Annotated in this window: 26 protein-coding genes; 7 read left to right on the top strand and 19 right to left on the bottom strand. The window is 65.5% G+C overall.

The window, feature by feature from the left end:
• Nucleotides 1–62: 62 nt before the first annotated feature.
• The 3 genes from C7C56_RS08910 to C7C56_RS08900 are packed head-to-tail and all read left to right on the top strand — an operon-like array spanning nucleotide 63 to nucleotide 2,248.
• The gene (locus C7C56_RS08910) at nucleotides 63–770 is read left to right on the top strand and encodes an ABC transporter permease (protein ID WP_106757082.1); all 708 of its coding nucleotides are present in this window, start codon (nucleotides 63–65) and stop codon (nucleotides 768–770) included.
• Nucleotides 767–1,429, top strand: coding sequence for an ABC transporter ATP-binding protein (locus C7C56_RS08905; protein WP_106757081.1), 663 nt, complete (start codon nucleotides 767–769; stop codon nucleotides 1,427–1,429). Before C7C56_RS08910 ends, C7C56_RS08905 begins: the two co-directional genes overlap by 4 nt.
• 15 nt (nucleotides 1,430–1,444) lie before the next feature.
• The gene (locus C7C56_RS08900; protein ID WP_229458442.1) at nucleotides 1,445–2,248 is read left to right on the top strand and encodes an ABC transporter substrate-binding protein; all 804 of its coding nucleotides are present in this window, start codon (nucleotides 1,445–1,447) and stop codon (nucleotides 2,246–2,248) included.
• Between the two features lie 38 nt (nucleotides 2,249–2,286).
• On the opposite strand, the gene C7C56_RS08895 is transcribed toward C7C56_RS08900, so the two are convergent.
• From C7C56_RS08895 to C7C56_RS08875, 5 genes are all read right to left on the bottom strand, one after another.
• Nucleotides 2,287–2,595 (bottom strand): hypothetical protein, encoded by a 309-nt coding sequence (locus C7C56_RS08895; RefSeq protein WP_106757079.1) that lies wholly within the window; start codon nucleotides 2,593–2,595, stop codon nucleotides 2,287–2,289.
• Nucleotides 2,596–2,618: 23 nt separating this feature from the next.
• On the bottom strand, nucleotides 2,619–3,563 hold the full coding sequence (locus C7C56_RS08890) for a CsgG/HfaB family protein (RefSeq protein WP_106757078.1): 945 nt from the start codon (nucleotides 3,561–3,563) through the stop codon (nucleotides 2,619–2,621).
• A gap of 31 nt (nucleotides 3,564–3,594) precedes the next feature.
• On the bottom strand, nucleotides 3,595–8,169 hold the full coding sequence (locus tag C7C56_RS08885; protein WP_106757077.1) for a DUF5979 domain-containing protein: 4,575 nt from the start codon (nucleotides 8,167–8,169) through the stop codon (nucleotides 3,595–3,597).
• Between the two features lie 400 nt (nucleotides 8,170–8,569).
• The gene (locus C7C56_RS08880; RefSeq protein ID WP_106757076.1) at nucleotides 8,570–9,265 is read right to left on the bottom strand and encodes a type 1 glutamine amidotransferase domain-containing protein; all 696 of its coding nucleotides are present in this window, start codon (nucleotides 9,263–9,265) and stop codon (nucleotides 8,570–8,572) included.
• A gap of 89 nt (nucleotides 9,266–9,354) precedes the next feature.
• Nucleotides 9,355–10,008 carry a ribonuclease T2 family protein gene (locus tag C7C56_RS08875; RefSeq protein WP_181373085.1) on the bottom strand — a complete coding sequence of 218 codons (654 nt, stop codon included), beginning with the start codon at nucleotides 10,006–10,008 and terminating at the stop codon, nucleotides 9,355–9,357.
• Between the two features lie 88 nt (nucleotides 10,009–10,096).
• Between C7C56_RS08875 and C7C56_RS08870 the strand changes: the two genes are divergently transcribed.
• Both C7C56_RS08870 and C7C56_RS08865 read left to right on the top strand, forming a co-directional pair.
• Complete coding sequence (locus C7C56_RS08870; RefSeq protein WP_106757075.1) at nucleotides 10,097–10,774, top strand: NAD(P)H-binding protein; 678 nt, start codon at nucleotides 10,097–10,099, stop codon at nucleotides 10,772–10,774.
• Nucleotides 10,775–11,284: 510 nt separating this feature from the next.
• A complete protein-coding gene (locus C7C56_RS08865) occupies nucleotides 11,285–12,604 on the top strand; it encodes an alginate export family protein (protein WP_106757074.1) in 1,320 nt (439 codons plus the stop codon).
• A 123-nt stretch (nucleotides 12,605–12,727) separates the two neighbouring features.
• On the opposite strand, the gene C7C56_RS28055 is transcribed toward C7C56_RS08865, so the two are convergent.
• From C7C56_RS28055 to C7C56_RS08795, 14 genes are all read right to left on the bottom strand, one after another.
• Nucleotides 12,728–13,087 carry a hypothetical protein gene (locus C7C56_RS28055; protein WP_146204366.1) on the bottom strand — a complete coding sequence of 120 codons (360 nt, stop codon included), beginning with the start codon at nucleotides 13,085–13,087 and terminating at the stop codon, nucleotides 12,728–12,730.
• Between the two features lie 154 nt (nucleotides 13,088–13,241).
• On the bottom strand, nucleotides 13,242–14,705 hold the full coding sequence (rng, locus tag C7C56_RS08855; protein ID WP_106757072.1) for a ribonuclease G: 1,464 nt from the start codon (nucleotides 14,703–14,705) through the stop codon (nucleotides 13,242–13,244).
• A gap of 108 nt (nucleotides 14,706–14,813) precedes the next feature.
• Nucleotides 14,814–15,434, bottom strand: a complete 621-nt coding sequence (locus C7C56_RS08850) for a Maf family protein (protein WP_106757071.1) — start codon at nucleotides 15,432–15,434, stop codon at nucleotides 14,814–14,816.
• A 17-nt stretch (nucleotides 15,435–15,451) separates the two neighbouring features.
• Nucleotides 15,452–15,922, bottom strand: a complete 471-nt coding sequence (gene rlmH, locus C7C56_RS08845) for a 23S rRNA (pseudouridine(1915)-N(3))-methyltransferase RlmH (protein ID WP_106757070.1) — start codon at nucleotides 15,920–15,922, stop codon at nucleotides 15,452–15,454.
• A 6-nt stretch (nucleotides 15,923–15,928) separates the two neighbouring features.
• Complete coding sequence (rsfS, locus tag C7C56_RS08840; protein WP_106757069.1) at nucleotides 15,929–16,651, bottom strand: ribosome silencing factor; 723 nt, start codon at nucleotides 16,649–16,651, stop codon at nucleotides 15,929–15,931.
• Nucleotides 16,651–17,301 carry a nicotinate-nucleotide adenylyltransferase gene (locus tag C7C56_RS08835; protein ID WP_106757068.1) on the bottom strand — a complete coding sequence of 217 codons (651 nt, stop codon included), beginning with the start codon at nucleotides 17,299–17,301 and terminating at the stop codon, nucleotides 16,651–16,653. Before C7C56_RS08835 ends, rsfS begins: the two co-directional genes overlap by 1 nt.
• On the bottom strand, nucleotides 17,298–18,209 hold the full coding sequence (hemF, locus tag C7C56_RS08830) for an oxygen-dependent coproporphyrinogen oxidase (protein ID WP_106757067.1): 912 nt from the start codon (nucleotides 18,207–18,209) through the stop codon (nucleotides 17,298–17,300). The genes C7C56_RS08835 and hemF overlap by 4 nt, the downstream gene beginning before the upstream one ends.
• A gap of 144 nt (nucleotides 18,210–18,353) precedes the next feature.
• A complete protein-coding gene (locus C7C56_RS08825; RefSeq protein ID WP_181373083.1) occupies nucleotides 18,354–18,857 on the bottom strand; it encodes a YcxB family protein in 504 nt (167 codons plus the stop codon).
• A gap of 288 nt (nucleotides 18,858–19,145) precedes the next feature.
• Entirely contained in the window at nucleotides 19,146–19,370 is a 225-nt protein-coding gene (locus C7C56_RS08820) for an addiction module protein (RefSeq protein WP_106757065.1), read from the bottom strand.
• 178 nt (nucleotides 19,371–19,548) lie between these two features.
• Nucleotides 19,549–19,917, bottom strand: coding sequence for a VOC family protein (locus tag C7C56_RS08815; protein WP_106757064.1), 369 nt, complete (start codon nucleotides 19,915–19,917; stop codon nucleotides 19,549–19,551).
• A gap of 98 nt (nucleotides 19,918–20,015) precedes the next feature.
• The gene (locus C7C56_RS08810) at nucleotides 20,016–20,321 is read right to left on the bottom strand and encodes a TfoX/Sxy family protein (protein ID WP_106757063.1); all 306 of its coding nucleotides are present in this window, start codon (nucleotides 20,319–20,321) and stop codon (nucleotides 20,016–20,018) included.
• Between the two features lie 108 nt (nucleotides 20,322–20,429).
• On the bottom strand, nucleotides 20,430–21,311 hold the full coding sequence (locus tag C7C56_RS08805) for a BPSS1187 family protein (protein ID WP_146204364.1): 882 nt from the start codon (nucleotides 21,309–21,311) through the stop codon (nucleotides 20,430–20,432).
• A 64-nt stretch (nucleotides 21,312–21,375) separates the two neighbouring features.
• Nucleotides 21,376–22,116 (bottom strand): DUF2306 domain-containing protein, encoded by a 741-nt coding sequence (locus C7C56_RS08800; protein WP_109246564.1) that lies wholly within the window; start codon nucleotides 22,114–22,116, stop codon nucleotides 21,376–21,378.
• 31 nt (nucleotides 22,117–22,147) lie between these two features.
• Nucleotides 22,148–23,125 carry a CE1 family esterase gene (locus C7C56_RS08795; protein ID WP_181373082.1) on the bottom strand — a complete coding sequence of 326 codons (978 nt, stop codon included), beginning with the start codon at nucleotides 23,123–23,125 and terminating at the stop codon, nucleotides 22,148–22,150.
• Between the two features lie 336 nt (nucleotides 23,126–23,461).
• On the opposite strand from C7C56_RS08795, the gene C7C56_RS08790 reads away from it, so the two are divergent.
• A complete protein-coding gene (locus C7C56_RS08790) occupies nucleotides 23,462–24,496 on the top strand; it encodes a tetratricopeptide repeat protein (protein WP_181373081.1) in 1,035 nt (344 codons plus the stop codon).
• Between the two features lie 78 nt (nucleotides 24,497–24,574).
• Nucleotides 24,575–24,985, top strand: coding sequence for a hypothetical protein (locus C7C56_RS08785; RefSeq protein ID WP_106757058.1), 411 nt, complete (start codon nucleotides 24,575–24,577; stop codon nucleotides 24,983–24,985).
• Nucleotides 24,986–24,999 lie beyond the last annotated feature (14 nt).

The raw sequence follows: 24,999 nt of genomic DNA, 5'->3' as shown, positions 1-24,999 counted from the left end.
ATTGTGTCTTCGACAGGACCTGCTGTGGATGTGCCCACCAATTCAAAGGCGACGACAAGCTGATGCCCCTGCTACAAGCGAGCGGCGACGCCTTCGCCTTGCTGCTCTCGGGCGACGCGGCGCTGTGGACGATCGTCTGGATCTCCCTCAAAACGAGCCTCGCCGGGCTGCTGCTGGCGGCGCCGCCGGCGGTGCTGCTCGGCTATGCGATCGCGAGCCACCGGTTTCCGGGGCGGCGCATCGCCATCTGGCTGGCGCAGGCCGCGCTGTCGCTGCCGACCGTGCTGATCGGCCTGCTGCTGTACCTGCTGCTGTCGCGCCAGGGGCCGTGGGGCGGCCTGCACTGGCTGTTTTCGCAGCCGGGCCTGATCCTCGGGCAGTGCGTCATCGCGGTCCCGGTGCTGGTCGCGTTCACGCTCGCGGCGGTGCAGGCGGCCGACCCGCGCTACGCCGAGACCGCGCTCACGCACGGCGCCTCGGGCTGGCGCGTGATGGGAACGGTGCTGCACGAGGCGCGCTTCGGGGTCATGGCGGCCGTCATCAGCGGTTTCGGGCGCGTGGTCTCCGAGGTCGGCTGCGCGCTCATGGTCGGCGGCAATATCGCCGGCGAGACGCGCACCATCACCACCGCCATCGCGCTCGAGACGAGCAAGGGCGACTTCGCGCAGGGCATCGCGCTCGGCATGGTGCTGGTCGCCATCGCGCTGCTCATGAACGGCGCGCTGATGCTGCTGCAAGGCGACGCGCACGCGGTCCGGGGGCGCGCGTGAGCACCTTGCTGCGCATCGGGCGCTTGCGAAAACGCCTCGGCGACCGGGTGCTGTTCGAGCTCGAACAATTTTCGCTCGACGCCGGCCGCGCCTATGTGCTCACTGGCGTCAACGGCGCCGGCAAGAGCACCTTGCTGCGCATCCTGGCGGGGCTCGAGCAGGGCGAGGCGACGGACGTGTCGTTCGACGGCAGGCCGGTCGCGCTCTCGCCGTATCCGCGGGCGCTGCGGCGCGACATCGTGTACGTGCACCAGCATCCGATCATGTTCTCGACCAGCGTCGCGCACAATGTAGGCTATGGCCTGCTGGCGCGCGCGATGCCCAAGGCCGCGGCGGCGGCGCTGGTGCGCGGGGCGATGGACTGGGCCGGCGTGGCGCACCTGCATGCGCACGCGCCGGCGCGCCTGTCGGGCGGCGAAAAGCAGCGCGTGGCGCTGGCGCGGGCCAAGGTGCTCTCGCCCAGACTGCTGCTGCTCGACGAGCCGACCGCCAACCTCGACGGCGCCGCGCGCGAGCAGGTGATGGCCCTGATTCCGACCCTGACCGCGGCCGGCGCCAGCGTGGTGATGGCCTGTCACGACCGCGACCTGATCAACCTGCCGGGCGTGCGCCGCTTCAAACTGCGCGACGGCCGCATCGAATCCAAAAGCGAGGATTGAATGTTGAAGAGGGTAATGTTCAAACGAACGGGCGTCCTGCTGGCCGCGCTGGCATTGGCCGCGCCCTGTTTCGCTGCGCCGCCCGTGCTGCGCCTGTCGACCACGACCAGCACCGAAAACTCCGGCCTGCTGGCGCACCTGCTGCCGGCGTTCGAGGCGCGGTACGGCGTCACGGTCCATGTGCTCGCGGTGGGCAGCGGCAAGGCGCTGGCGCTGGCCAGAAACGGCGATGTCGACGTGGTGCTGGTGCACGCGCGCGCGGCGGAGGACGCATTCGTCGCCGCCGGCCACGGCGTCGGCCGCCGCGATGTGATGTACAACGATTTTGTGCTGGTCGGCCCGGCGTCCGACCCGGCCGGCGTCAAGGGCGGCCGCGACCTGTTGGCGGCGCTGCGCAAGATCGCCGCGCGGGGCGTCAAATTCGTCTCGCGCGGGGACGATTCGGGCACCGACCTGATGGAGAAAAGCTACTGGAAGGCGATCGGCACGCGCCCGCCGGCGGGACGCTACCTGTCGGCCGGCCTCGGCATGGGCGAGGTGCTCAACATGGCCGCCGAACTGGGCGCCTACACCATCGCCGACCGCGCCACCTACAGCAGTTACGGGGCGCGCACCGGGCTGGCCGTCATGGTCGAGGGCGACGCCCGCATGTTCAACCCGTATGGCATCATCGCCGTCAATCCGGCGCGCCACAAGCACGTCAACCACGCCGCCGCGCGCAGGCTGATCGATTGGCTCACCTCGCCCGAGGGCCGGCAAACAATCGCCGGCTTCCGGCGCGACGGCAGGCAGCTGTTCTTCCCGCCGGCGCCGCCCTGAACCGTCCGCCCTGAACCGTCCGCCTTGAAGCGGTGGCGCTACCTGTTGGTGGCCGTGCCCTTGTCGAACCCCGGCGCGAGCACGTCGCCCTCTTCGGGCTCGGCGTCGGCCCTGATCCTGTTGCCCCAGCGGTCGAAGATCGTCATGCCGGCGCGGGGCAGCCGCTGCGGCGCGCCGCGGGCGGCGCTGGCGTCGCCCTTGTCGGCCTTCGCGGCGCGGGTCCAGACCTCGCACTTGGGCGTGAAGCCATGTTTGCGGCACCATGAGTCGGACATATTGGTCCATTTGGCCGCCGCGTCGGCGCAGAAGAAGATCGACAGTGCGGCGATGAGGTTGATCGTTTTCATGCTGGTCCTTGGGGTGGGGAGGGCTAGTCCAACTTGAGCACGTTGCCGCGCTCGGGCGTCTCGCCGCTTTCGACGGCGGCCGTGGCCACCTTGTCGCGCACGCCGACGACGCGGATGGTGCCGATCTTTTCAAACTCGACGTCGAGCACCACGCCGGTGCCCGGGTCCGTGAGCACCTTGCCCTTGCGATAGACGCCGAGCGCGGTCCCGACCGCCATCTTGCGGTCGGCGCCGGCGTTCAGGTACACCACGCCGTTGCTGGTGTCGATCACCAGCGCCGACCAGGGCACGCCCGCCATGCCGGCCACGATCTGGTCGAGCGCTTTGACGATGGCCTGCTCCCCGGCCAGCGCGGCCGGGGTGTTCTCGAACACGCCGCCGCCGAGCGAGAGGCCGGTGTTCGGATTGAACAGCGACATGTCGAGGTTCTTCGCCGTCACCGTGCCCTGCGCCGTCGCGGTCGAGACCACCTGGCCGGTCGAGGTGTCGATCAGGCGCAGGGAGATCTCCATCATCGAGGTCTGGCTCTTGAGCCCGGCCATGCCGCCGAGCAGCTTGCCGAAGCCGCTGCTGCCGATGTTCAGGCCGCCCCCGCTGGCGGCGGCCTGGAACTTGGTCACCACGCCGCGCACCAGGACGTTCGCGCCGATCAACTGCCCGGTTTTGGCCGCCGTCTCCGGGTTCGCCGCGTTCATCTGCCCGAGCGCCTGTTCGGCCTGGAGCACCGACAGGGCGGGGCGCTCGACGACGACGAAGCGGCCGTCCCTGACCAGGGCGTTGGTGAGCATGGTGGTCATGCCGTCGGCGGTGACGGCGCCGCCGGTCGCGTCGGTGGCCTGGAACTGGTCCACCGCCACGCTCTTGCGCGGCCCGTCGTATTGGCGCGCGGGCTCGGCCGCCGGCGCCGGCGGCGCCCCCGCCAGGCCCGACAGCAGCAGCGCGCCCGCGATGCATTGGATGGATTTCATGATAGCCTCCCTTTTCGCGGACCAGTCCGCATCAGTAGTCCTGCATGCAGCGCACGCTCATGCCATATTGCTTCGGGGTCTTGTTGTGCCCGTAGCGCCCGGAACTGCTCAATTGGTCGAGCACCACGTTGAACGCGCGCGCGCTCGACGAGGCGGTCGCGGTCCAGAAGGTGGCGTATTTGCCCTCGTCCGAGAAGTCGCCCAGCATCAGGGTGCGCGCGCCGCCGGGCAGGGCGGCGAAACCGCTCGCGTTGCTGCCGGTCCAGCCGAACGAGCCGTGCGGGATCTTCATCTTGGTGCCCGGCGCCTCGGCCGGATTGGCCGAGCCCATCCAGTTGAACATGGTCTGGCTCTGGAACACGCTCAGCGGCGTTGCCCCGGCCGGCGCGACCCCGCTTTCGACGCAGTGCGCGTAGCGCGCCCATTCCTGGTGGCTTGGAATGTGGTGCCCGGCCGGGCAGATGCCCCGCACCCGCGCACCGCTCTGGTCGCTGCTGTTGCTGGCGCCGTAGCCCATCGCCTCGTCCCATTCGTACAGGCCGCCATAAATCGCGCACTTGGCGGGCGAGTCGCCGTAGCAGTATTTCTCGACCGTGCCATTGTTGGTTTGCGCGTTGAGCGCGCCGCCGGGCGCGCTCGGGATCATGGTCCCCACGTTCAGGTTCGGCGTGAACACGAATTTGTTGCAGGCCAGCGCCACCGGTTTTTGCCGGTTGGCGACCACCAGCGTGCCGCCGGCGTTGTTGACCGGGCCCACGCTGGCCTGCCACGGCGGGCCCGCCTGCACGCTCAAATTGCTGCCGCTGAAGGTGGGCGCGTCCCAGCCGGCGCCCGGCGCCACTTCGGTCACGCTGCACACCGAGCCGGCCGGCACGTTGGCGCTGGCCACGCCCGGGCTGGGCAGGACCACCGAGACCGGCGGCCCCGTGTAGGGCCCGCCCAGGCCGCTGCAGCTCAGGTTGAACACATAGGTGCCCGGCACCATGGCCGCGCCGGTGGTCTTGCGGATGCGGAAGGGCACCAGCCGGACCTCGTCCTTGCCCGGGCGGTTGTGCACCATCACGCTGCCGCCGGACCCGTGCACGGGGCCGACCTTGGCCTGCCACGGCGCCAGCGCCTGCACCCCCACCGCGCTGCCGAGGTAGGTCGGCGGGCCCCAGTTGCCGCCCGGCGGGGTTTCGATGAGCGTGCACAGGGAGCCGGCGGGAACGTTGACGCTGCTAAAGCCCGGGCTCGGCAGCACCACCGACGCCGTCGTGTTGTACGGACCGTTGGGTCCGTTGCAGGCGATCGTGAACAGGTAGCTGCCGGCGATGACGGTGTCGCCGGTCCGTTTGCGGATCTGGAAGCGGGCCTCCTTGCCGTCGCCCTTGCCGGGCCGGTTGGCCACCATCACCACGCCGGCGTTGTTGTTGACCGGGCCGACCTGGGCTTCCCACGGCGCGCCCATCTGCACGTTGACGCCGCTGCCGGAGTAGCCCGGCGCGCCCCAGTTGCCGCCGGCGGGCGGCAGTTCGACCAGAGTGCACAGGGAGCCGGAGGGCACGCCCACGTTGGCGAACCCCGGGCTCGGCAGCACCACGGGCACGGGGTTTTGGCCCGTGTACGGCCCGCCCGGGCCGGAGCACGCTATGTTGAAGTTATAGGTGCCGGCAATGACCTGTTCGCCCGTGCTTTTGCGGATGCTGAAGCGGACCGTCTTGGGGGCGTCCTTCGGCCGGTTGTTGACCACGAGCACGCCCGCGCCGCCGTTGACCGGGCCCACCTTGGACCCCCAGGGCGCGCCCGCCTGCAGGTTCAGGCCGCTGGCGGTGTAGACCGGCGCCGCCCAGTTGCCGCTCGTCGGTTGCGCCTCGACGACCGTGCACACCGAGCCCGCCGGCACCTCGATGGTGCTCGCGCCCGGACTCGGCAGCACGACCGGCACCGGGTTTTGCCCCGTGTACGGACCGCCCGGCCCGGTACAGCTGATGTGGAACAAATAGGTGCCGGCGATGGTGTTGTCGCCGGTGCGTTTGCGGATCGTGAAGCGCGCGCGCTTGCCCTCGTCCTTGGCGGGCCGGTTGTTGACCATGACGGCGCCGCCGCCGGCGTTGACTGGGCCGAACTTGGCCTCCCACGGTCCGCCCATTTCCAGGTTCAGGCCGCTGCCGCTGAAGGTGGGCGCGTCCCAGTTGCCCTGCGCCGGCGCCTGTTCTTCGATCCGGCAAACCGAGCCCGCCGGCACGTTCACGTTCGTCACGCCCGGGCTGGGCAGCACCACCGCGACCGGGTTGGGGCCCGTGTACGGCCCGCCGGGCCCGTTGCAACTGATGTTGAACAGGTAGCTGCCAGGCACCATCTCGTCGCCGGTGCGCTTGCGGATCGCCACGCCGACCAGTTTCGGATCGTCCTTGCCGGGCCGGTTGTGGACGACCACGGCGCCGGCGGCCCCGCTGACCGGCCCGACCTTTGCGCTCCACGGCGCCCCCATTTCGAGGTTCAGCCCGCTGCCGGTGAAGTTGGGCGCGGCCCAGTTGCCGCCCGCCGGTTGCGCCTCGACGATCCCGCACACCGCCCCCGCGGCGACGTTCACCGTCGCCACGCCCGGGCTGGGCAGCACCACCGCGACCGGGTTGGGGCCGGTGTACGCCGGGTTGCAGGTGATGGTGAACAGGTAGGTGCCAGGAATGACGCGCTCACCCGTGCGCTTGCCGATGGTGAAGCGCGTGCCCTTACCGTCGTCCTTGTTGGGGCGGTTGTTGACCAGCAGAGTGCCGCCGCCCCCGGTGACCGGGCCGACCTTGGCCTCCCATGGCCCGCCCGCCTGGACGTTGAGGCCGTTGCCGGTGAAGCCGGGCGGCGACCAGCTGCCGCCCGTCGGCGGTAACTCGGTCACGCCGCACACGGAGCCGGCGGGCACCGCCACCGCGCTCGTGCCGGGGCTCGGCAGCACCACCGCGACCGGGTTGGGACCGGTGTAGGGGCCACCGGGTCCGTTGCACATGATGTTGAACAGATAGGTGCCCGGGATCGTGATTTCGCCGGTGCGCTTGCGGATGTTGAACACGACCTGTTTGGGGTCGACCTTGCCCGGCCGGTTGTTGACCAACAAGGTGCCGCCGCCCCCGGTGACCGGGCCGACCTTGGCCTCCCATGGCCCGCCCGCCTGGACGTTGAGGCCGCTGCCGGTGAAGCCGGGCGGCGACCAATTGCCGCCCGTCGGCGGCAGCTCGGTCACGCCGCACACCGAGCCGGCGGGCACCGCCACCGCGCTCGTGCCGGGGCTCGGCAGCACCACCGCGACCGGGTTGGGACCGGTGTAGGGGCCGCCGGGTCCGTTGCACATGATATTGAACAGATAGCTGCCCGGGATCGTGATTTCGCCGGTGCGCTTGCGGATGTTGAACACGACCTGTTTGGGGTCGACCTTGCCCGGCCGGTTGTTGACCAACAAGGTGCCGCCGCCCCCGGTGACCGGGCCGACCTTGGCCTCCCATGGCCCGCCCGCCTGGACGTTGAGGCCGCTGCCGGTGAAGCCGGGCGGCGACCAATTGCCGCCCGTCGGCGGCAGCTCGGTCACGCCGCACACCGAGCCGGCGGGCACCGCCACCGCGCTCGTGCCGGGGCTCGGCAGCACCACCGCGACCGGATTGGGACCGGTGTAGGGGCCGCCGGGTCCGTTGCAGATGATATTGAACAGATAGCTGCCCGGGATCGTGATTTCGCCGGTGCGTTTGCGGATATTGAACACGACCTGTTTCGGGTCGACTTTGCCCGGCCGGTTGTTGACCAACAAGATGCCGCCGCCCTCCGTGACCGGGCCGACCTTGGCCTCCCAAGGCCCGCCCGCCTGGACGTTGAGGCCGCTGCCGGTGAAGCCGGGCGGCGACCAGTTGCCGCCCGTCGGCGGCAGCTCGGTCACGCCGCAGACCGATCCGGCGGGCACGTTGACGGTGTTCATGCCGGGGCTCGGCACCACCACCGCGACCGGGTTGGGGCCGGTGTAGGGGCCGCCTGGGCCGTTGCACATGATGTTGAACAGATAGGTGCCCAAGACCATGCCGTCGCCGGTGCTCTTGCGGATGGTGAAGCCGGCGCCCTTGCTCCCGGCCGTATTGCGGCCATTGAGCACCACCGTGTTGTGCGAGGCGAAGGTGGGCGCCATCGCCACGCTGTTGAGGATCGCATACGGGTAGATGCGCAGGGAGAATTTGCTGCCGCTGGCGACGGGCGGCGCCGAGACCGACGCGGTGTAGGCCAGCATGTTGGCGCGGGGATAGGCCAGCGCCGGCGCGAGCAGGGTCGATGAACTCCAATTGTTGACCGAGTAGCGCACCGCCGCGCGGATGTGGCCATCGATGCCGGCCCCGCCGTAGTTGAAAGACACGCTGGTGACGATCAATTGATTGCCGGCCGTGGGCTGGGCGTCGAACTGCAGGTAGCGCCCGGGGTCGGCGGCGCCGGCGAACCAGCCGGAGGTGCCCGCCCACATGCGCTGGGTCTGGCCGGTCCAGTAGTCGAACACCATGATGGCCGGCGGCGGACCGCCCGCGATGATTTGGGCGCCCCCGGTGGCCAGCGCCGGCTGGCTGCTGGTCGCGCCGAGCGTGCTGCCGCTGTTCAAGGGCCAGCTCACCGTTACCGATTGGGCCTGGGCGAAAGGTGCCGAGGAGGCACCCACAAGAATTGCAAACGCTAAACTCGAGCGGTTCACGTGCACCCCCTTGATTTGTTTTTATTTTGCTACCGATAATGATAATGACGCATTTTTTGTGGCCTGCGCGAAATTATTTTGAATGTGTTTCAAAAGCGCGAAGCTGTTGAATTGGCGGCAATTTGACCTTGTTTGCAAGGTTGCTTCAAACTTGGGGGGCGGCGCGGGAAACCGGCGCGCCTTGGCGGGGCGGGGGGACAGGGTGGAGGAAGGGGAGCCCCGGGGGAAGCCCTGGGCCAGCCGTGATGAACTGCTGGCCTGCCGCGCGGGAGGCATCGGCGCACCGGCGCCGGTGCCCGAATGGCGGCGATCAGATTGTTTGTTCGCGCTCGGCGAGCTGCTTGAGCAGCAATTCGGCCGCCGGCGCCGACGAGGCCGGGTTTTGTCCCGTGATCAGCGTGCCGTCGACCAGCACGTAGGGCTGCCAGTCGGGTCCCTTGGCGTATTTTCCGCCGTTTTTGACGAGCATGTCCTCGACCAGGAAGGGCACGATGTCGGTCAGTTGCGCGGCCGCCTCTTCGGTGTTGGTGAAGCCCGTCACGTGCTTGCCCTGCACCAGCGGCGCGCCGTCGGGGGCCTTGGTGTCGCGCAGCACGCCCGGGGCGTGGCAGACGGCGGCCACCGGCTTGCCCGCCTTGTACATCGTCTCGATCAGTTTGATCGAGACCGGGTCGGCCGCGAGGTCCCACAGGGGGCCGTGGCCGCCGGGATAGAACACGGCGTCGAAATCGTCGGCCGACACGCTCGATAGCGTGACGGTGGCGGCCAGCGCCTGCTGCGCGGCGGGGTCTTGCTTGAAGCGGCGCGTGGCCTCGGTCTGCGCATCGGGCTCGTCGCTCTTCGGGTCGAGCGGCGGCTGGCCGCCCTTGGGCGAGGCGAGCGTGATGTGCGCGTCTGCGTCTTTGAAGATATAGAAAGGCGCGGCGAATTCCTCAAGCCAGAAGCCGGTTTTTTTGCCGGTGTCGCCAAGGCGGTCGTGCGAGGTCAGTACCATCAGGATATTCATTCGTGGCTCCAAGTGTGTAAGCAAGACATTTGCATAAACATCAGCTTAGCCCCAAACGCGCGATCGGGCCTGCACGCTTGGCGCGGCCTTCAGCGCACGCTCTGCATCACGAAGCTGTCCTTGCGGCAGCTGTTCGACGAGCGCTTCAGGTCGCTGTAGCTGCAGGTGCGCGAGCGCCCGCCCTTGTCGAAGCACACCAAAATCTCGCGCAGAAAGCGGCCACCGTCGGCGCAGTAGGGCATCACCGCGTTGCGCGCCATGCCGGGGTTGCTCGCGTTAAAGGCCGCGATGAATTGCGCGTTGCCGATGCGGACCGGCGCGGCGGGCTGCCGGAACGCCTGCGGAATCACGACTTGGGCCTGCAATCTGGCCGACAGGGTGAAGTAGGCCGCCGGGTCGAGCCCGGAGCAACTGCCATGCTTGCTCCATTGGTGGCCGATCATCTTGGGCGACGGGAAGATGGACGTGTATTTGTTGCGCACGTCGAGTGGCAGCGCGCGCGACGAGCAGTGGCCGGGATAGCCCTTTTCGAACTGCGGCCACAGGCCATGGAGCACGAAGCCATGCCGGCGGCCGGGCGCGCATTGGTTCGGATCGTCGTGCGAGGCGCAAAACGACGGCGACCAGCTCAGGGCCACCGCGTAGTAGTCGAACACGCCCACTTCGTTGTAGGGCTTGCGCGCCTCGGCCGGAAGAGCGGCGGCCAACAGGGAGCAAAGCAGGAGTGAGCGAAACAGGGGCATGGCCGGTCCTTCGGGTTGGGTTGGCAGACATCGTACTGCATTGTCGGACGTGTATGATGGCGCTGATTCCGAATTTAAGGGGCAGGCGGTGAACGTACTTATTTTTGGCGCCTCTGGCATGGTCGGACAGGGCGCCCTGCGCGAGGCGCTGGCGGCGCGCGACGTGGCGCTCGTCAAAACGGTGGGTCGCTCGCCCAACGGGCAGCAGCATCCGAAACTGCGCGATCTGGTGCTGGACGACATGTGGGACTACAGCGAGGTCGAAGACGAATTGCGCGACTTCGACGCCTGCTTCTTTTGCCTTGGCACCAGCTCGTCGGGCAAGAAGGAGGCCGAATACACGCGCACGACGTACGAGCTGACGCTTGCCGCGGCGACCACTCTGGTGCGGCTGAACCCGCAGATGGTTTTCGTCTACGTGTCTGCGGCCGGCGCCGACACCTCCGAGAAGGGCAAGCTGATGTGGGCCAGGGTGCGGGGCAAGACCGAGAACGCGCTGCTGCAACTGCCGTTCCGGGGTGTCTACATGTTCCGTCCGGGCATGATCGAGCCGCTCGACGGCATCAAGTCCAAGACCGCTGCGTACCGCGTGTTCTACTCGCTGACCAAGCCGGTGCTGCCGCTGCTGCGCAAACTGATGCCGGCCCACGTGCTGAGCACGGCGATCATCGGCCAGGCCATGCTGGCGGCGGTGCGCCACGGCGCGCCCAAACGGATTCTCGAGACCGGCGACATCAACGCGCTGGGCGGGGGCGCAAAAAAGTAGGCTGTGGGCCCTGAATGCTTGGCCTTTCAATCGCTTCAGAAATCGTGTGGCGAGAACTCAAATAGCCAAAATCAACGTCATTCCTGCCATTGGCAGAAATGACTCCTCGCGAAGGCGGGGACCCATCATGAGTGTGCAGATACGCGTCGCATACAAATTTTAGGCCGTAATACTCTGGCCTAAAGGTTCGAGCGGCCCGTGTCTGCTGGCTCAGAATGGGTCCCCGCATGCGCGAGGATGACGCCGGTCTCCTCCTCCTCCTCCTACTCCTCCTCCTCCTGGCTCCAAGCCTCGTATTCCCGTCTATGGGAACGCCCTGTATTGACATCCCGAATTGGTGCGGCGCACAACAAACGCGCACGGAAGCGTTTGGCCCGCCTGCCGCCGCCCGCCCAGAGGAATGCATTTCCATAGTGAAATAACGAAACTCGCCGATCTCCCCCGGAACTTGGCATAACTCTTGCTAAAAGCCCATGGAACGCTCGACATTTTCGACCACTGGGGAATTGCATGCTCATTAAAAAAACGACCGCAACAAGTTTCGCCGCGCTTTCCGCGCTGTTCGCCGCGCCCGCCCTGGCCGCCGACACCTTGACCTCGGCGCTGACCAAAGGCACCACCACGGCCAGCGTGCAGTACCGCTTCGAGGACGTGGAAACGGGCGCGGCCACCGCCAGCGAGGCCAGCGCGCACACGGTGCGCCTGCGACTCGGATACGCCACCGGCACCTTCCACGGCTTTGGCGCGATGGTCGAGGCCGAGTCGGTCCAGGCGCTCGGCAGCAAGCACTACGACAGCCGCGCGCTGGGGCAGACCGCGAACGGCTATGCGGTCATCGCCGACCCCGATTCGGACGAGATCAACCAGGCATTCCTGAGCTACACGGGGATTGCGAAGACCACCGTCAAATGGGGCCGCCAGCGCATCAAGCTCGACAACGACCGATTCGTCGGCAATGTCGGCTGGCGCCAGAACGAGCAGACCTACGACGCCGTGACGGTGGTCAACACCTCGCTGCCGGCGACCACGCTGACGGCAGGCTACATCACCAACGTCAACCGCGTGTTCAGCGACCGCGCGGCGGCCAGGACGGCGGGGCCGGCGGGCGGCAACCACAAGATGGGCTCGACCATTTTGAACGCGCGTTACACGGGCTTCAAGCCGGGCGAGTTGAGCGCCTACGCCTATTTGCTCGACTACGACAGCGCCAGCGCGATGCTCGCCAGCACGAGCGACACCTACGGCGTCAGGTTCAAGGGCGGCGCGCTGGCCGGCGCGGTCAAGCTGCTGTACACCGCCGAGCTGGCCACGCAGTCCGACGGCGGCGACAACCCGGTCAGCTACCGCGCGCGCTACGCGCTGCTCGAGGGCGGCGTCGATTTCAAGACCGCCGTCGTCAAGTTGGGCTACGAGGTGCTCGGCGGCGACCGCGGCGCCAGGACCAAGGCCGGTGGCGCGCTGGTCGCGGCGGGCAAATCGTTCTCGACCCCATTGGCGACGCTGCACGCGTTCAACGGCTGGGCCGACATGTTCCTGGCCACGCCGTCGCAGGGCCTGCGCGATGTCTATGTGTCGCTCGACGGCAAGGCGGGTGGGGCCAACCTTATGCTCAGCTACCACGCCTACCGCGCCGACAAGCCGACCGCCGTGCTCAGTTCGAAGCGTCTGGGAAGCGAGTGGAATATTTCGGCGACCAAGGCGTTCGGCAAGCACTACCTGGTCGGCGCCAAGTTGGCCGATTACAGCGCGGCCGGCACTCCGGCGACAACCTTCGGCACGGGCAACGTCGACACGCGCAAAGCCTGGTTGTGGGGTGAGGTGAAGTTCTAATCGGAAGGCCGGCCGCCGTCAGGATGACGTCGTATTGTTCCTGATGGCGGGCCTTGCCCCGACCCGCAGTGAGTTATTTGCCGCTGCTTGATTTGCGACCCGACCTGATGGCCGCGTCAATCCCTACTTAGCGCAAATCGGTGCTGTGCCACTCGTGGCACAGCTTTTGAAGCTGGAAGGTAATTGAGAGACCGTTTTGGATTCGCCTTCTTTAAGCGAAAACTCTTCGAGCACTTGATCGGTGCAGGTGATGGAGCGTTTTCCATTGACACCGGTTCCATTGACGCACGTGGATGAAAACAGGACGAAGTCGCAAGAGCCGAGGGAACTTTTCGTGCACTCGAACTTGGCGGTCGCCGATCCGACTTCGACGTTTTGGTTTTCAGTCGTAGTTTTTACGGAAGTCTGCGACTTCGTGGAAATTTTCTGCTCGCAGCCCGACAAAACCAATACGGCACCCAGCAGGTAAAACAGTTTGTACATTTTCTTGATTCCTCATTCCAGATTAGGGAAACGCTCAGCGGCAAACAAGCGGCCAAATTTGGCAGCATAAATTTGTCAAAAAACAATTGCCTTAATTATATTGCGGAATGCTTCGCGCCCGAGCAATTTCGGATGTGAACGAATGATCAGACGCCTACATCAAAATGACGTCGTACTGTTCCTGATGATATGCCGTCTCGACCTGCAGCGAGATCTTCTTGCCGATGAAGTCGCCCAGCATCGCCAGATGCTGCGACTCCTCCTCGAGGAACAGGTCGACGACCTCCTGGGCGGCGAGGATGCGGAATTCGCGCGGGTTGAACTGTTTGGCCTCGCGCAGCAGTTCGCGCAGGATCTCGTAGCAGATCGTGCGGCTGGTCTTGACCTGGCCCTTGCCGGTGCAGGCCGGGCACGGCTCGCACAGGATGTGGGCCAGCGACTCGCGGGTGCGCTTGCGGGTCATCTCGACCAGGCCGAGCGCCGAGAAATTGCTCACCGAGACTTTGGTGCGGTCGCGCGACAAAGTCTTTTTAAGCTCGGCGAGCACCGCGTGGCGATGCTCGTTGTTGTCCATGTCGATGAAGTCGAGGATGATGATCCCGCCCAGGTTGCGCAGGCGCAGCTGGCGCGCGATCGCGTGCGCGGCCTCCAGGTTGGTCTTGAAAATGGTGTCGGCAAAATTACGCCCGCCCACGAACCCGCCCGTGTTGACGTCGATCGTGGTCATCGCCTCGGTCTGGTCGACGATCAGGTAGCCGCCCGACTTGAGGTCGACCCGCCGGCCCAGCGCGCGCAGGATTTCCTCCTCGACCCCGTACAGGTCGAACAAGGGGCGCTCGCCCGTGTAGTGCTGCAGGCGCGTCAGCTCGCTCGGCGTGTACGCCTGCGCGAACTCGACCAAACCCAGATAATTCTCGCGCGAGTCGACCTGGATGCTGGCCGTCTCGTCGTGCACGAAGTCGCGCAGCACGCGCTGCGCCAGGTTCAGGTCCTGGTACAGCAGGCTGGTGGCCGGCTTGGTGCGCGCGCCGTGCACGATCGCCGCCCAGGTCTTGCGCAGGTAGTCGACGTCGGCCGCGAGGTCGGTGTCGGACGCGTCCTCGGCCATCGTGCGCACGATGTAGCCGCCTTTTTCTTCGGCCGGCAGCAGGTGCTGCAGGCGGTTGCGCAGCAGTTCGCGCTCGGATTCCTTTTCGATCTTTTGGGAGATGCCGATGTGGTGGTCCTGCGGCAGGTAGACCAGCATGCGCCCCGCGATCGAGATCTGGGTCGACAAGCGCGCGCCCTTGGTGCCGATCGGGTCCTTGATGACCTGCACCGTCAGCACCTGGCCGTCGAACAGGATTTTTTCGATCGGGGTCGGCGCCACCGCCGGGCCGTCGTTGGTGCGCGCCTCCCAGATGTCGGCCACGTGCAGGAACGCGGCGCGCTCCAAACCGATGTCGATGAAGGCCGACTGCATCCCCGGCAGCACGCGCACCACCTTGCCCGAATAGACATTGCCCGCCAAGCCGCGCGTGAGCGTGCGCTCGATGTGCAGCTCCTGCACCGCGCCCTGCAAAATCAAGGCGACGCGCGTCTCTTGCGGGGTGATGTTGATCAGGATGTCTTCGTTCATGAATGGGCGTCGGCGGCGGTCGGCAGCGTGAATATTGTGCAAGTTTTCATCATACACGGGCGCGCCGCCGGGCGTGCGCCGATTCGCTCCCGTACGCTGGCGAGCGACCTAAATGAGTGGGAGGCCGACTTTGCGCAGCAGCGCGGCCGTCTCGTACAGGGGCAGGCCCATGATGCCCGAGTGGCTGCCATGGATGTGCTCGACGAACTGGCCGGCCAGGCCCTGGATGCCGTAGCCGCCGGCCTTGTCGTAGGGTTCGGGGGTGGCGCAGTAGGCGCTGATGGTCGCCTTCGACAGGGTCGCGAAACGCACCTGCGAGACCTGCGTGATCTGCTCGGCCATGTCCCAGTGGTGCACCGCGATCGAGGTCAGCACCTGGTGGGTGCGGCCCGACAGGCGCTCGAGCATCTCGACCGCCTCTTGCAGGCTGGCCGGTTTGCCCAGGATCTTGCCGTCGACGGTGACGGTGGTGTCGGCCGCGAGCACCGGCCGCAGGGTCAGGTGCCGGTGCATGACGAGCCGCTGCGCGAACGCCGCTTTTTCGCTGGCCACGCGGACCACGTAGTCGAGCGGCGCCTCGCCCGCGCGCACCTCTTCGGTGACGTCGGGGCCGCGCGGGGAGTCGTTGCGCAGCAGGAGGAGTTCGAATTCGACGCCGATCTGGCGCAGCAATTCGCGCCGGCGCGGGCTTTTGGAGGCGAGGTAGATCTTTTTGTCGATCGGTTTCATCGGATTCGGGCGCCTTGTCAGACGCGATGATAGGGGTGGTTCTGCGTGATCGACCACGCTCGGTACAATTGTTCTGCAAGCATAACACGCACGATGCCATGCGGGAGCGTCATACTAGAAATGCGGATCAGGCCCTCCGCGCGGCCCTTGAGCTCGGGATCTAGGCCGTCGGCCCCGCCGATCAGGAAGGCGGTGTCGCGCCCGTCCTGCTGCCACTGCATGAGCTGTTGCGACAGGCCGACGCTGGTCAGGTCCTTGCCGCGCTCGTCGAGGGCGATGATGCGCACGTTTTTGGGTAAAACCGCCTCGATCCGGTCGCGCTCGAGCGCCATCGCGGTGGCGGCGGTCTTGCTGCCGGAGCGCTCGACCGGCTTGACCTCCTTGAGCACGATGCGCAGCTCGGGGGGCATGCGCTTCGTGTATTCGGTGAAGCCGGTCTCGATCCAGGCCGGCATTTTATGGCCGACCGCAGCAATGATGAGCTGCATCCGCGCTTATTCGTCCGCTGTCTTCTTGACGGCGCGCTTGATGACCTTTTTGGCGGGCACGGCGTCGGCCGCCACTTTGGGCGCCTTGACGGCGGCCGCGCGCTTGGGCGGCAGCGATTTGAGCGCCTTGACCGCCGCCTCCTCGGTCTTGGTGGCCGCCACCTTGACGACCTTGCCGACCGCCTTCGAGGCCGCCGGTTTTTTGGCTGCTGGCTTTTTGGCCGCGGCCGGCTTGACCACCGACGCCTTGTCGACGGCTTCTTTGCGCGCCGGCGACTTGCGCTCGTTGACCGGCTTGACGACCGGCGCCTCCTGGGTCGAGGTCAGGTGTTTGGACTTGGGCTTGATCTCGCTGGCCTCGGCCGCCTCGACCGTGCCCTTGCGCTTGGCCGCGCCGAGCTTGACGGGCTTGTCGCCCCAGATCTCCTCGAGGCGGTAGTATTGGCGGATGGCCGGCTGCATGATGTGGACGATCATGTCGCCGAGGTCGACCAGCACCCATTCGCCGGTGTCCTCGCCCTCGACGCCGATGACGTCGCCGCCGGCTTCCTTGACTTTGTCGCGCACCGAGGCGGCCAGAGCCTTGGTCTGGCGGTTCGAGGTGCCCGAGACGACGGCGATGCGGTCGAACAGGCTGGTCAGGTGGACGGTGTCGAACACGCTGATGTCCTGGCCCTTGATGTCTTCGAGGGCGTCAACGACGAGGGATTGAAGTTTTTTGATATCCATTAGATTTTGTATAGATTATGTTGTTGAATATAGTCTAGCACTACCGGGGGTATAAGCGGGTTTGCCTGTTCGCCCCGTTGTAATGCAGCACGGATCTGGGTGGCAGAGATGTCCACTGCGAGTTCGTGCGCCAGGTAAGCCAGTCCCGACGGCGTGTTCTTCAGTTGCGCCAGGGGTGACAGGCGCTTCTCCAGTTCCAGGGTGACCGCAGCGGGGAGTGCCGCTTCGGCCAGGTCGAAACCGGGTCGCGCCGCCACGCCGATGTGGGCGAAGTCGAACAGCCGCTGCCACTCGCGCCAGCTGTCCAGTTGCTGCAATTGGTCCGCGCCCATCAGGAACACGACGCTGGCGTCGGGTCCGAGTTCGGCGCGTACATTGCGCAGCGTGTCGATGGTGTATGTCGGCGTGCTGCGCTCGATCTCCTGGCAGTCCAGCACCACCGGTAGGGCGGCGGCCTCGAATGCCAGTTCGAGCATCGCGACGCGGTCTTTTGCGCTCGCGGATAAACCATTCTTTTGCCACGGGCTGCCGGCCGGGACGATGCGCAGCCGTCCCGGCGCGAGCAGCTTCGCAAACAGTGCGGCAAGGGCTACGTGGCCGTTGTGGACCGGGTCGAAACTGCCTCCCAGCAGCGCGACGCAGATTGTCACTGTTGGAGCCAGTCGCGGTGGACCAAAAAGTCGGTGGTGAGCCTGGCCTCGGCGCTGCCGGCCTCGGGCTGCCAGTCGTAGCGCCATTTGACGATCGGCGGCATCGACATCAGGATCGCCTCGGTGCGTCCGCCCGACTGCAGGCCGAACAGGGTGCCGCGGTCGAAGACGAGGTTGAATTCGACGTAGCGGCCGCGCCGGTAGGCCTGGAAGTCGCGTTCGCGCTCGCCGTAGGGCGTGTCCTTGCGCGCCATCAGGATCGGCAGGTAGGCCTTGACGAAGCTCTCGCCGACGCTTTGCGTCATCGCGTAGCTCTGCTCGAAGCCGGGCGCGTTGAAGTCGTCGAAGAAGATCCCGCCCACGCCGCGCGGCTCCTTGCGGTGTTTGAGGTAGAAGTAGTCGTCGCACCATTGCTTGAAGCGCGGGTGCAGGTCGGCGCCGTACGGGGCGAGGGCGTCGCGGCAGGTGCCGTGGAAGTGGCGCGCGTCGTCCTCGTCGCCGTAGTACGGGGTCAGGTCCATGCCGCCGCCGAACCACCAGACCGGCTCCTGGCCTTCGGCCGTGGTGGTGAAAAAGCGCACGTTCATGTGCACCGTGGGGGCGTAAGGATTGCGCGGGTGCAGCACCAGCGACACGCCCATCGCCTCCCACGAGCGGCCGGCGAGCTCGGGCCGGCCGGCGGCGGCCGACGGCGGCAGGTTGGCGCCCATCACGTGCGAAAAATTGACGCCGCCGCGTTCGAAGACGTTGCCTTCCTCGATCACGCGCGAGATGCCGCCGCCGCCCTCGGGGCGCTGCCAGGCGTCGCGCGCGAACGGCTTGCCGTCGGCCAGTTCGAGCGCGTGCACGATGCGCGCTTGCAAATCGAGCAGCCAGGCCTTGACGGCCGCGGGGGAGGGGGATGACATCGGTGGGGTTCGGGGAATAAAAAGTGAGGAAGGATTGTACACCGCCGCGCCATTTTATGATAGGCGCCCTATGAGCCCGCCATTGAGGCGGGGATTGCCGCCGGGGTGGCGTCGAGAGCTTGGACGGTCTTTTGCGCCGTTTTCCTAGGTGCCGACACGCGGCACGCCGCCTGCGCTCGCCAAGCCCTCGATGGCAGCCGCGGCGCCGGCGGGAAACACGCGAAGCGGCACGCAATGCGCATTGCGCGCGGTGAAATACAGATAAAGCATGTCGCGCTTCTGGCGCACGCGCACGATCGCCGGCCAGCGATGGGTCAGCTCCGAGGTGGCGGTCGTGACATGGATACCCTCATCGTTGAAACGATAGCTGTACGGTCCCTTTTCGCGGTCCGCCACGTGCGCCCGGTGGGTGATCCACATGATCAAGGCCGGCACAAACGCGAAGCAGACGAAGGCCAGAAAGTAATCCAATCCTGTGGCGCGGCTCCCGGACCAGGTCATCAGCCAGAGCAGCAAGATGCCGAGGCCGGGAAAAAAGCACAGCCATAAGATGGCGGAGGGCGATCCCATGGTGAGATCCCAAGCAGCACGAAGGCGCTCGGGATATGTCAGGGAGTAATTGGCTTCGAGTTCCTGCGACGCTTCCATTGCCACCTCACGTTGACACGAGCGGCTGGCCGCCCAAGGATTGAACCACGACTGCCGCCGCCCTCGGGCTCGTTGACGCGATGGCGCACGGTTGAGCATTGATCCTACCAGATTACTACCTGTCCGCTGGGATACTTTCCGTTGGTACGGCCGCCGGGCAAATGACTGCCGGACAAACATCGACGGGTTGGGAAAAAAGTGTGTTGCTGAGAGTATTTTCACCACGCCCCATCGGATGAGTAATTTGACATTGTTGCTGAAACTGCCGCACTATTCCCGTCGTACGCTTCACTTTAACGCTGCGCGCACCTGTGCAAGCGCCTGCGTGATCGGAACGACTTGCATTGCTCCACGCTCGATTTCTGAAATGCGGCGCTCGGTTTCGACAGCCCAAGCATCGTCGATCTCGGCATCGACATCTAGACTCGCAAGCAATAATTGGGCGAACTCAGCGCGTTCATCGGTTGTCAGCTTCAGGGCCTCGGCCTTAAGCAATTCGAGTTGGTTTCCCATGTCACGCGCCTCCTGAAGGTGATGGAAATTGTACCGCCTCCCAGATGAAAGCTAAGCTGCCTTGCGGACTAGACATAGCCGGCGCTGGACCGGCAGCACCGGCTCGACGGCAGCGCAAATTGTGGATGCGATTAGAGTTGTCCGAACGAAGCTGTTCACTTCGTACTATCTGAACATGTCAGGCGACGCCTGGCACGCTCTTGTCTTGACCAATCCAAAGGCGATTGCCGTCTGGATCCGCAATGCGGAACTCGGTCAATCCGTAAAAGGTGGTTTCAAGATCATCGACGGAGAGTCCGTTCTGTTTGGCGCGGCGATGGAATTCGACCACATCTTCCGGGTAAAGATAGAGGACGGAGATCCTTGGAATGCCGGCATGAAGGTTGATGGACTGGTCCAGCATGAGTTGGCAATCGCCGCAACGCATCATGGCCCAGCCCCACTCATCCTTCCGATTCTCAACGACAAAACCAAGCTTCTCGTAGAACCGCACACTGGCCGGCATGTCTTTGACCGGCTGCATTGGAACAAGACGACTGAGCGTCATGCGACCTCCTCAATGTTGCGCCTGGCCGCGAGGCGGGTTCGGCTTGAATGGATTGTTGAAGCGGCTGCGCAGGGCGGGCCACTTGTGGGAACACTTGGTCATTTTAAATGCTGTGCGGCGGGCAAGAGCCGATCACTGTTTTTCTCATGTTGCTCGAGTGCGAGCAAGAGGCTGGTGCGGAACTTGCGGGAGACCTCCTGCCAGGTCATGCCGGTAAGGGCGGACTCCAAAGCCCAGAGCAGGTTGAGGCTCGTGCCGGGGTTGGCAGACCGGGCCTTGGCAAAGGCCGCGACGGCCCCGAGTTCCCGAAGTTGGACCTCGGAATGGATGCCGGCCCGGGCCAACATTTCCTGGGACTTCGGACCGAGGCTCTTGAGCTCGGAAATCGACGTTGGCTTTTCCATGTTTTATCCTGTCCGAGCTTTAACGCGATTGTTCAACGGCGCCGGCCGGGCGTGTGCCGGAATGATGATCCTTTGGATTGTTCCTGATAAACATGCGGATGTCCCCATTCAAGGCAATTCTGACACCGATGCGCCGCGCCCGAGCGCGAATTTCCACCACGATTGGTAGGCGCGATTGGACAGTCCTTCGCCGTGGGCATTGGGGCCTTGTACCGGCTTGTCGAGGACGCCAACATTGGCACTGGGGATTCGCAGGGCCCGGTTGATTTCCGCCATGGTATTGGCGGTGCGTTCTTCGACATGGTAGGTGGCGTACCAGCGCTCGGACGGGGTTGCGCTGGGCTTGCCGTACCAGTTTGCGATCTCGCCTCGCGCGCTCTTGTCCCAGCCGCCCGAGAGCATGACAACCCTCGCCACCGGCTTGGTTTTGGCGATGAAGGCTGCGTGTCCGCCGCCTTGGGATTGGCCACCGACCGCGATGCGTTCCCAGCGCGGGCTGCCATCGGCGTTGAGGAATTGTTCCCATTGTTCGTCAGGGCGCGTCTCCTTCAGCTTTTGCAGGATCCTGGTGAACCGGTTGACGATGGCGTCCTGCGGCTGGTCGGCGACCAGCGAAAAGCCGCCGCCGCCGAAAATGCGTTTGTTCCGGAAGTCTTCCGCGCAGGACCGGTTGCCGCGCAGGTTCTTGCCAACGCAAATGTTCGACACGCCCTGATCGGTGATGTAGGACAGGATGATGACGCGATAGCCCTGCTGCGCCGCGAATTGCGGGAAGTCCGGCCGCGCGGCGATGCGGGGGCTGCCCCCAGTCCCCGGCATCCACAGCAAGAGATCACCGGCGGCACTGCCTGCTTCAACAAGGACGATGTGCGGCGAATCGGCGGCCAGGATGTCAGGCGCGGTCGCGGACGGGTGAACGTCCACGCGCACAACTGCGGCCTGCGCCGAGCTCACCAGAAGCGCGGCCAGACCAATGGTTAGCTTTCTCATTCTTCATCTCCATGGTGAAACTTAATATGCCGGGAACGGACACATGCCCATTGTGGCAGATCGCTCATGCGGCCTGCCGCTTGCCAACCCGTTTGCGCCTGTGGGCGCCGTAGCCGACATGGCAGAGCCAATACACGAGCAAGGCCAGGATCAGAAGCGCCGGCAAGTTCAGCACGCCCGACGTTTGCACCGCCTTCGGGAAGACCTGTGGCTGCCCCAGGAAGAGTGCATTTGCAGCAATAAACAAGGCCACTGTCATGCGCCACAGGTGGCGCGCCACGCGCGTGGCGCCGCTGACACCGCGATTCATAATCAATCTCAGGTCGCCCACCGCAGCCAAGCTGCCAATGATGACGAACATGACAAAAGCGGCGCCCGGTTGCCCGTCCAGTTCGCCGCTCGGGCTGTTCGAGGCCAGCCAGAAAAAACAGGCGCCGGCGATGACGATGCCCACCGAGGTCAGTAGCATAGCGTAGTCGAAGCGGCCGATCTGGCCGGGCTTGCGCTTGACGGCCGTCCACGAGGTCAATACCAGATAGAAGGTCAACACGCCGGCGACCACCGAGGCGCGCTCAGGTGTCGGCAAGAAGGGCGCCACGCAGGCGCCGATGCCCGCCATTACCATCATGGCCACGGCAAAGACCTTTCCCGCCAGGCGGTGCAGGGCTGCACCCTTGCGGAATACAAAAGCGGCCGCGCCCGCCAGCAGGCCGACGCCCCCGGCGCCGATATGCGTGTATAAGAGTGCCGCTGCGGCCGCGTGAACGAGGGGGGCGCTGTTGGGATCGATTTGCAAGACTGGCATCAATTACTCCGTGCTAAGGTCGGGGAAGGTTCTACTGCGGACGGGGCGCGATTCGTGGCCGCTGCCGCGCGAAGAAGTCCCAGATCATGGCCGGACCGTCGGGCGCCATCGGTGACGGCCCCAAGAGCCGCGGGCGGCGCGAATATGCCTGTGGCAAGCCGTGCCCGCCCCCATGAATGGTCACCAGGTCAACGTCGGTCCTGCCACCATTGCTCCAGCGCTCCTGCTCGACGCTGATGCCCTCGCCGGCGGGCGCCAGGCTGACGACGGGGGCGCCGGCAAGCGCATTCCGATCCGCGAAATACTGCGCCGATGCTTTCGACGAAACGACCTCTCCACTATGGAAGAAGAGCCCGAACAGGCTGACCTTGCCGCCCGCATAGGGCACCAGCGGATCCTTGGTGCCGTTCATGATCATCACCGAAGTGGTCTGCGCCACCGGCTTGCATTGGAAGTTCTGCGGCGCCGGCACATTGGCGAGCACAGCGGCCACCGCCCGATAACGGGTCGGGTCTTCCAGCGCCAGGCGCATCGCCATCGAGCCGCCGTTCGACACGCCGGCCGAAAACACGCGCGCCGGATCGACCCCGATCTCGGCGATCAATTTGTCGACCAGGGCGGCCAGGAAGCGCGTGTCGTCGGCGCTGGCGCCGTCTACCATGTTGTCGCCTATAGAACTGCAGTCATTCCAGTCCGGGGCGAACGACTTGGGGTAGGCGACGGCAAAGCCGTGCTCGTCCGCCAGGCGCTCGAAGCCATAGCCGGTGCCGACGCGAATGCGTTGCGGGCCTTCGCCGGAGCCGTGTAGCACCAAGACCAAGGGCGCGCCTTTGGGCAAGTTCTTGGGAACATAGGTCCGATAGCTTCGCTGCAAGCCGGCCATCTCGATGGATCCCTCGCTCAGCTTGCCGGAAAGCTGGGGTTCTTCGGGCTCGGGCGTGTAGACAAAATAGCCCAACAGGCCGGCCAACAGGGCGAGCAGGCCGAGCAGGCCCAACAGGGAAAACATCAAGAAGCGTGCAATTTTTTTCATGACAAGGCTTTCTGTGCTGTAACGGCCCTACTGTGCCAGTGTGGCCCGGCCGTGACAAGCCGGACCGGACCGGCTACGCCCCGCCGGGACGAGCCACGCCCTGGCGCGACGAATGGCGCCGGTGTTCGCTTTTTGGCCTGCGCCGCCATTCATCGCGCGGCATCGCGCTTGACCATTCTTGTTCCGTCACTCGTCCGAGAGGGCGCATGGGCGCGCCGCCGGCTCCATAAAATCATGCCGTGCTTTGGAAATCTGAAACCCGCTGTCCTATTTCCAGTTTCTTCAACCGACCATTTTAAGAGCCAAGCAATCATGAAAACTCAATGCGTTTCCGCCCGTAGCACACGTTCAATCGCCGCCGCCATGACCGCGCTGGCGATCTTGGCCCCGATGGACACGGCCCAGGCCGCCGTTTTCAAGGACGCCCAATTGGAGCCCCTGCGAGACGCGGGCAAGTATGCGGAGCTGGAACAGAAGGCGCAGGCCCGCTTGAAAGCCAACGCCGGCGATGCCGAGGCCAGCGCGGCCTTGTCCCTGGCGCTGACCTTCCTCGACGCCAGCGATGAAAAACGGCTCGACGCCGGCGCGAAGCAGGCCAAGCAATGCACCGAACGGCATCCGATGGTCGCGGTTTGCCATCTGGCGGAGGCGCAAAACTTGAGCATGCAGATGCTTAACATGGGAATGTTCAAGGCCATGCGCATGGTCGGCACCTTGAAAGCGTCCTGGGTCCGCACGCTCGAATTGGACCCCGGCAGCTTTGTGGCCCGGGTGGAGTTGGCCAAGCTCTATCTGACGGTGCCGGGCATGATGGGCGGCAGCGTGTCCAAGGCCAAGGAGTTGGAGGCGGGCGTGCGCGCCAGCCAGCCGGAAACGGCGCGCATCATCCGTGCCTACATCGCCGGCGAAGCCAAGAGGTGGGGCGAGATGGAGGGCGAATTAGCGGCCCTCAAACCGAGCAAGGATTCGGCCATGCGTGAGGAGATCCGGGGTGCCACCATGCAGTTGGCACAGGTGTTCCTGACGGACGGCAAGGACCTGGCGAAGGCCAGGAGCCTGTACGAGACCTTGCTGCGCAGCGAGCCCGACCACGCCGGCGCCGTCTACGGCCTGGGCCGGGTCCATTCATCGATGGGCCAGCCGGACCAGGCGATCCGCAACCTTGAGCATGCCAAGACACTCATCGGTGCCGACGACTACCCGATCGACCACCGCCTGGGCGACGCCTATCTGGCCAAGGGCGACAAGGCGCAGGCCAAGGCGGCCTACGCGCGTTATATCGCCAATAAACGGGCCAATCCGGCCAATGCCGAAGAGGCCCGAGCCAGCCTGGCCAAGCTGCGCTGAGCGAATCCACCATTCATCCGACATTCAAAGGGGGCCACGACGGCGCCCCGCCTATTCCTTTTCTAATGGATAATTTACATGAACAACGACGATATTCCCGTTTGGCGCCTGAACCTGCTGCGCGCCTTTTATCTGCTGGTGACGGTGGGGCTGATGGTCAGTTTCGGGCCCTTGATGCTGCAACACAGCGACCTTTGGGCGCAGCGCAAGGGTGAAACGGCGGCGCTCTTGACCGGGCTCGCGATCGTCTGCCTGTGGGGTCTGCGCTACCCGCTGCAGTTGCTGCCGCTCCTCATTTTCGAGCTGGTCTGGAAAGTGGTTTGGCTGCTGGCCATCGCAGCGCCGATGTGGCTGGGTGGGACGATGACGCCGGGCGTGGAAGAGACCGTTTTTGCCTGCTTGATGGGAGTGGTGTTGACCCCGCTGGTGCTTCCGTGGCGCTATATCGCGTACCACTATTTCAAAAAAACCGCGCAGCGCTGGCGCTAGGAGCCCGGGACCTT

Origin of the sequence: Massilia glaciei (assembly GCF_003011895.2) — a bacterium.
Lineage (GTDB): Bacteria > Pseudomonadota > Gammaproteobacteria > Burkholderiales > Burkholderiaceae_D > Telluria_A > Telluria_A glaciei.
The sequence above is the reverse complement of the archived record's forward strand: the minus strand, read 5'-3'. Positions and strand labels throughout refer to the sequence as shown.

Excerpts from the sequence above, each read along its gene's own strand:
- C7C56_RS08910 (WP_106757082.1), top strand. The coding sequence starts at position 63 with ATGCCCCTGCTACAAGCGAGCGGCGACGCCTTCGCCTTGCTGCTCTCG.
- C7C56_RS08900 (WP_229458442.1), top strand. The coding sequence starts at position 1,445 with ATGTTCAAACGAACGGGCGTCCTGCTGGCCGCGCTGGCATTGGCCGCG.
- C7C56_RS08895 (WP_106757079.1), bottom strand. The coding sequence starts at position 2,595 with ATGAAAACGATCAACCTCATCGCCGCACTGTCGATCTTCTTCTGCGCC.
- C7C56_RS08890 (WP_106757078.1), bottom strand. The coding sequence starts at position 3,563 with ATGAAATCCATCCAATGCATCGCGGGCGCGCTGCTGCTGTCGGGCCTG.
- C7C56_RS08880 (WP_106757076.1), bottom strand. The coding sequence starts at position 9,265 with ATGAATATCCTGATGGTACTGACCTCGCACGACCGCCTTGGCGACACC.
- C7C56_RS08875 (WP_181373085.1), bottom strand. The coding sequence starts at position 10,008 with ATGCCCCTGTTTCGCTCACTCCTGCTTTGCTCCCTGTTGGCCGCCGCT.
- C7C56_RS08865 (WP_106757074.1), top strand. The coding sequence starts at position 11,285 with ATGCTCATTAAAAAAACGACCGCAACAAGTTTCGCCGCGCTTTCCGCG.
- C7C56_RS28055 (WP_146204366.1), bottom strand. The coding sequence starts at position 13,087 with ATGTACAAACTGTTTTACCTGCTGGGTGCCGTATTGGTTTTGTCGGGC.
- rng (WP_106757072.1), bottom strand. The coding sequence starts at position 14,705 with ATGAACGAAGACATCCTGATCAACATCACCCCGCAAGAGACGCGCGTC.
- C7C56_RS08850 (WP_106757071.1), bottom strand. The coding sequence starts at position 15,434 with ATGAAACCGATCGACAAAAAGATCTACCTCGCCTCCAAAAGCCCGCGC.
- rlmH (WP_106757070.1), bottom strand. The coding sequence starts at position 15,922 with ATGCAGCTCATCATTGCTGCGGTCGGCCATAAAATGCCGGCCTGGATC.
- rsfS (WP_106757069.1), bottom strand. The coding sequence starts at position 16,651 with ATGGATATCAAAAAACTTCAATCCCTCGTCGTTGACGCCCTCGAAGAC.
- hemF (WP_106757067.1), bottom strand. The coding sequence starts at position 18,209 with ATGTCATCCCCCTCCCCCGCGGCCGTCAAGGCCTGGCTGCTCGATTTG.
- C7C56_RS08825 (WP_181373083.1), bottom strand. The coding sequence starts at position 18,857 with ATGGAAGCGTCGCAGGAACTCGAAGCCAATTACTCCCTGACATATCCC.
- C7C56_RS08820 (WP_106757065.1), bottom strand. The coding sequence starts at position 19,370 with ATGGGAAACCAACTCGAATTGCTTAAGGCCGAGGCCCTGAAGCTGACA.
- C7C56_RS08815 (WP_106757064.1), bottom strand. The coding sequence starts at position 19,917 with ATGACGCTCAGTCGTCTTGTTCCAATGCAGCCGGTCAAAGACATGCCG.
- C7C56_RS08810 (WP_106757063.1), bottom strand. The coding sequence starts at position 20,321 with ATGGAAAAGCCAACGTCGATTTCCGAGCTCAAGAGCCTCGGTCCGAAG.
- C7C56_RS08805 (WP_146204364.1), bottom strand. The coding sequence starts at position 21,311 with ATGAGAAAGCTAACCATTGGTCTGGCCGCGCTTCTGGTGAGCTCGGCG.
- C7C56_RS08800 (WP_109246564.1), bottom strand. The coding sequence starts at position 22,116 with ATGCCAGTCTTGCAAATCGATCCCAACAGCGCCCCCCTCGTTCACGCG.
- C7C56_RS08795 (WP_181373082.1), bottom strand. The coding sequence starts at position 23,125 with ATGTTTTCCCTGTTGGGCCTGCTCGGCCTGCTCGCCCTGTTGGCCGGC.
- C7C56_RS08790 (WP_181373081.1), top strand. The coding sequence starts at position 23,462 with ATGAAAACTCAATGCGTTTCCGCCCGTAGCACACGTTCAATCGCCGCC.
- C7C56_RS08785 (WP_106757058.1), top strand. The coding sequence starts at position 24,575 with ATGAACAACGACGATATTCCCGTTTGGCGCCTGAACCTGCTGCGCGCC.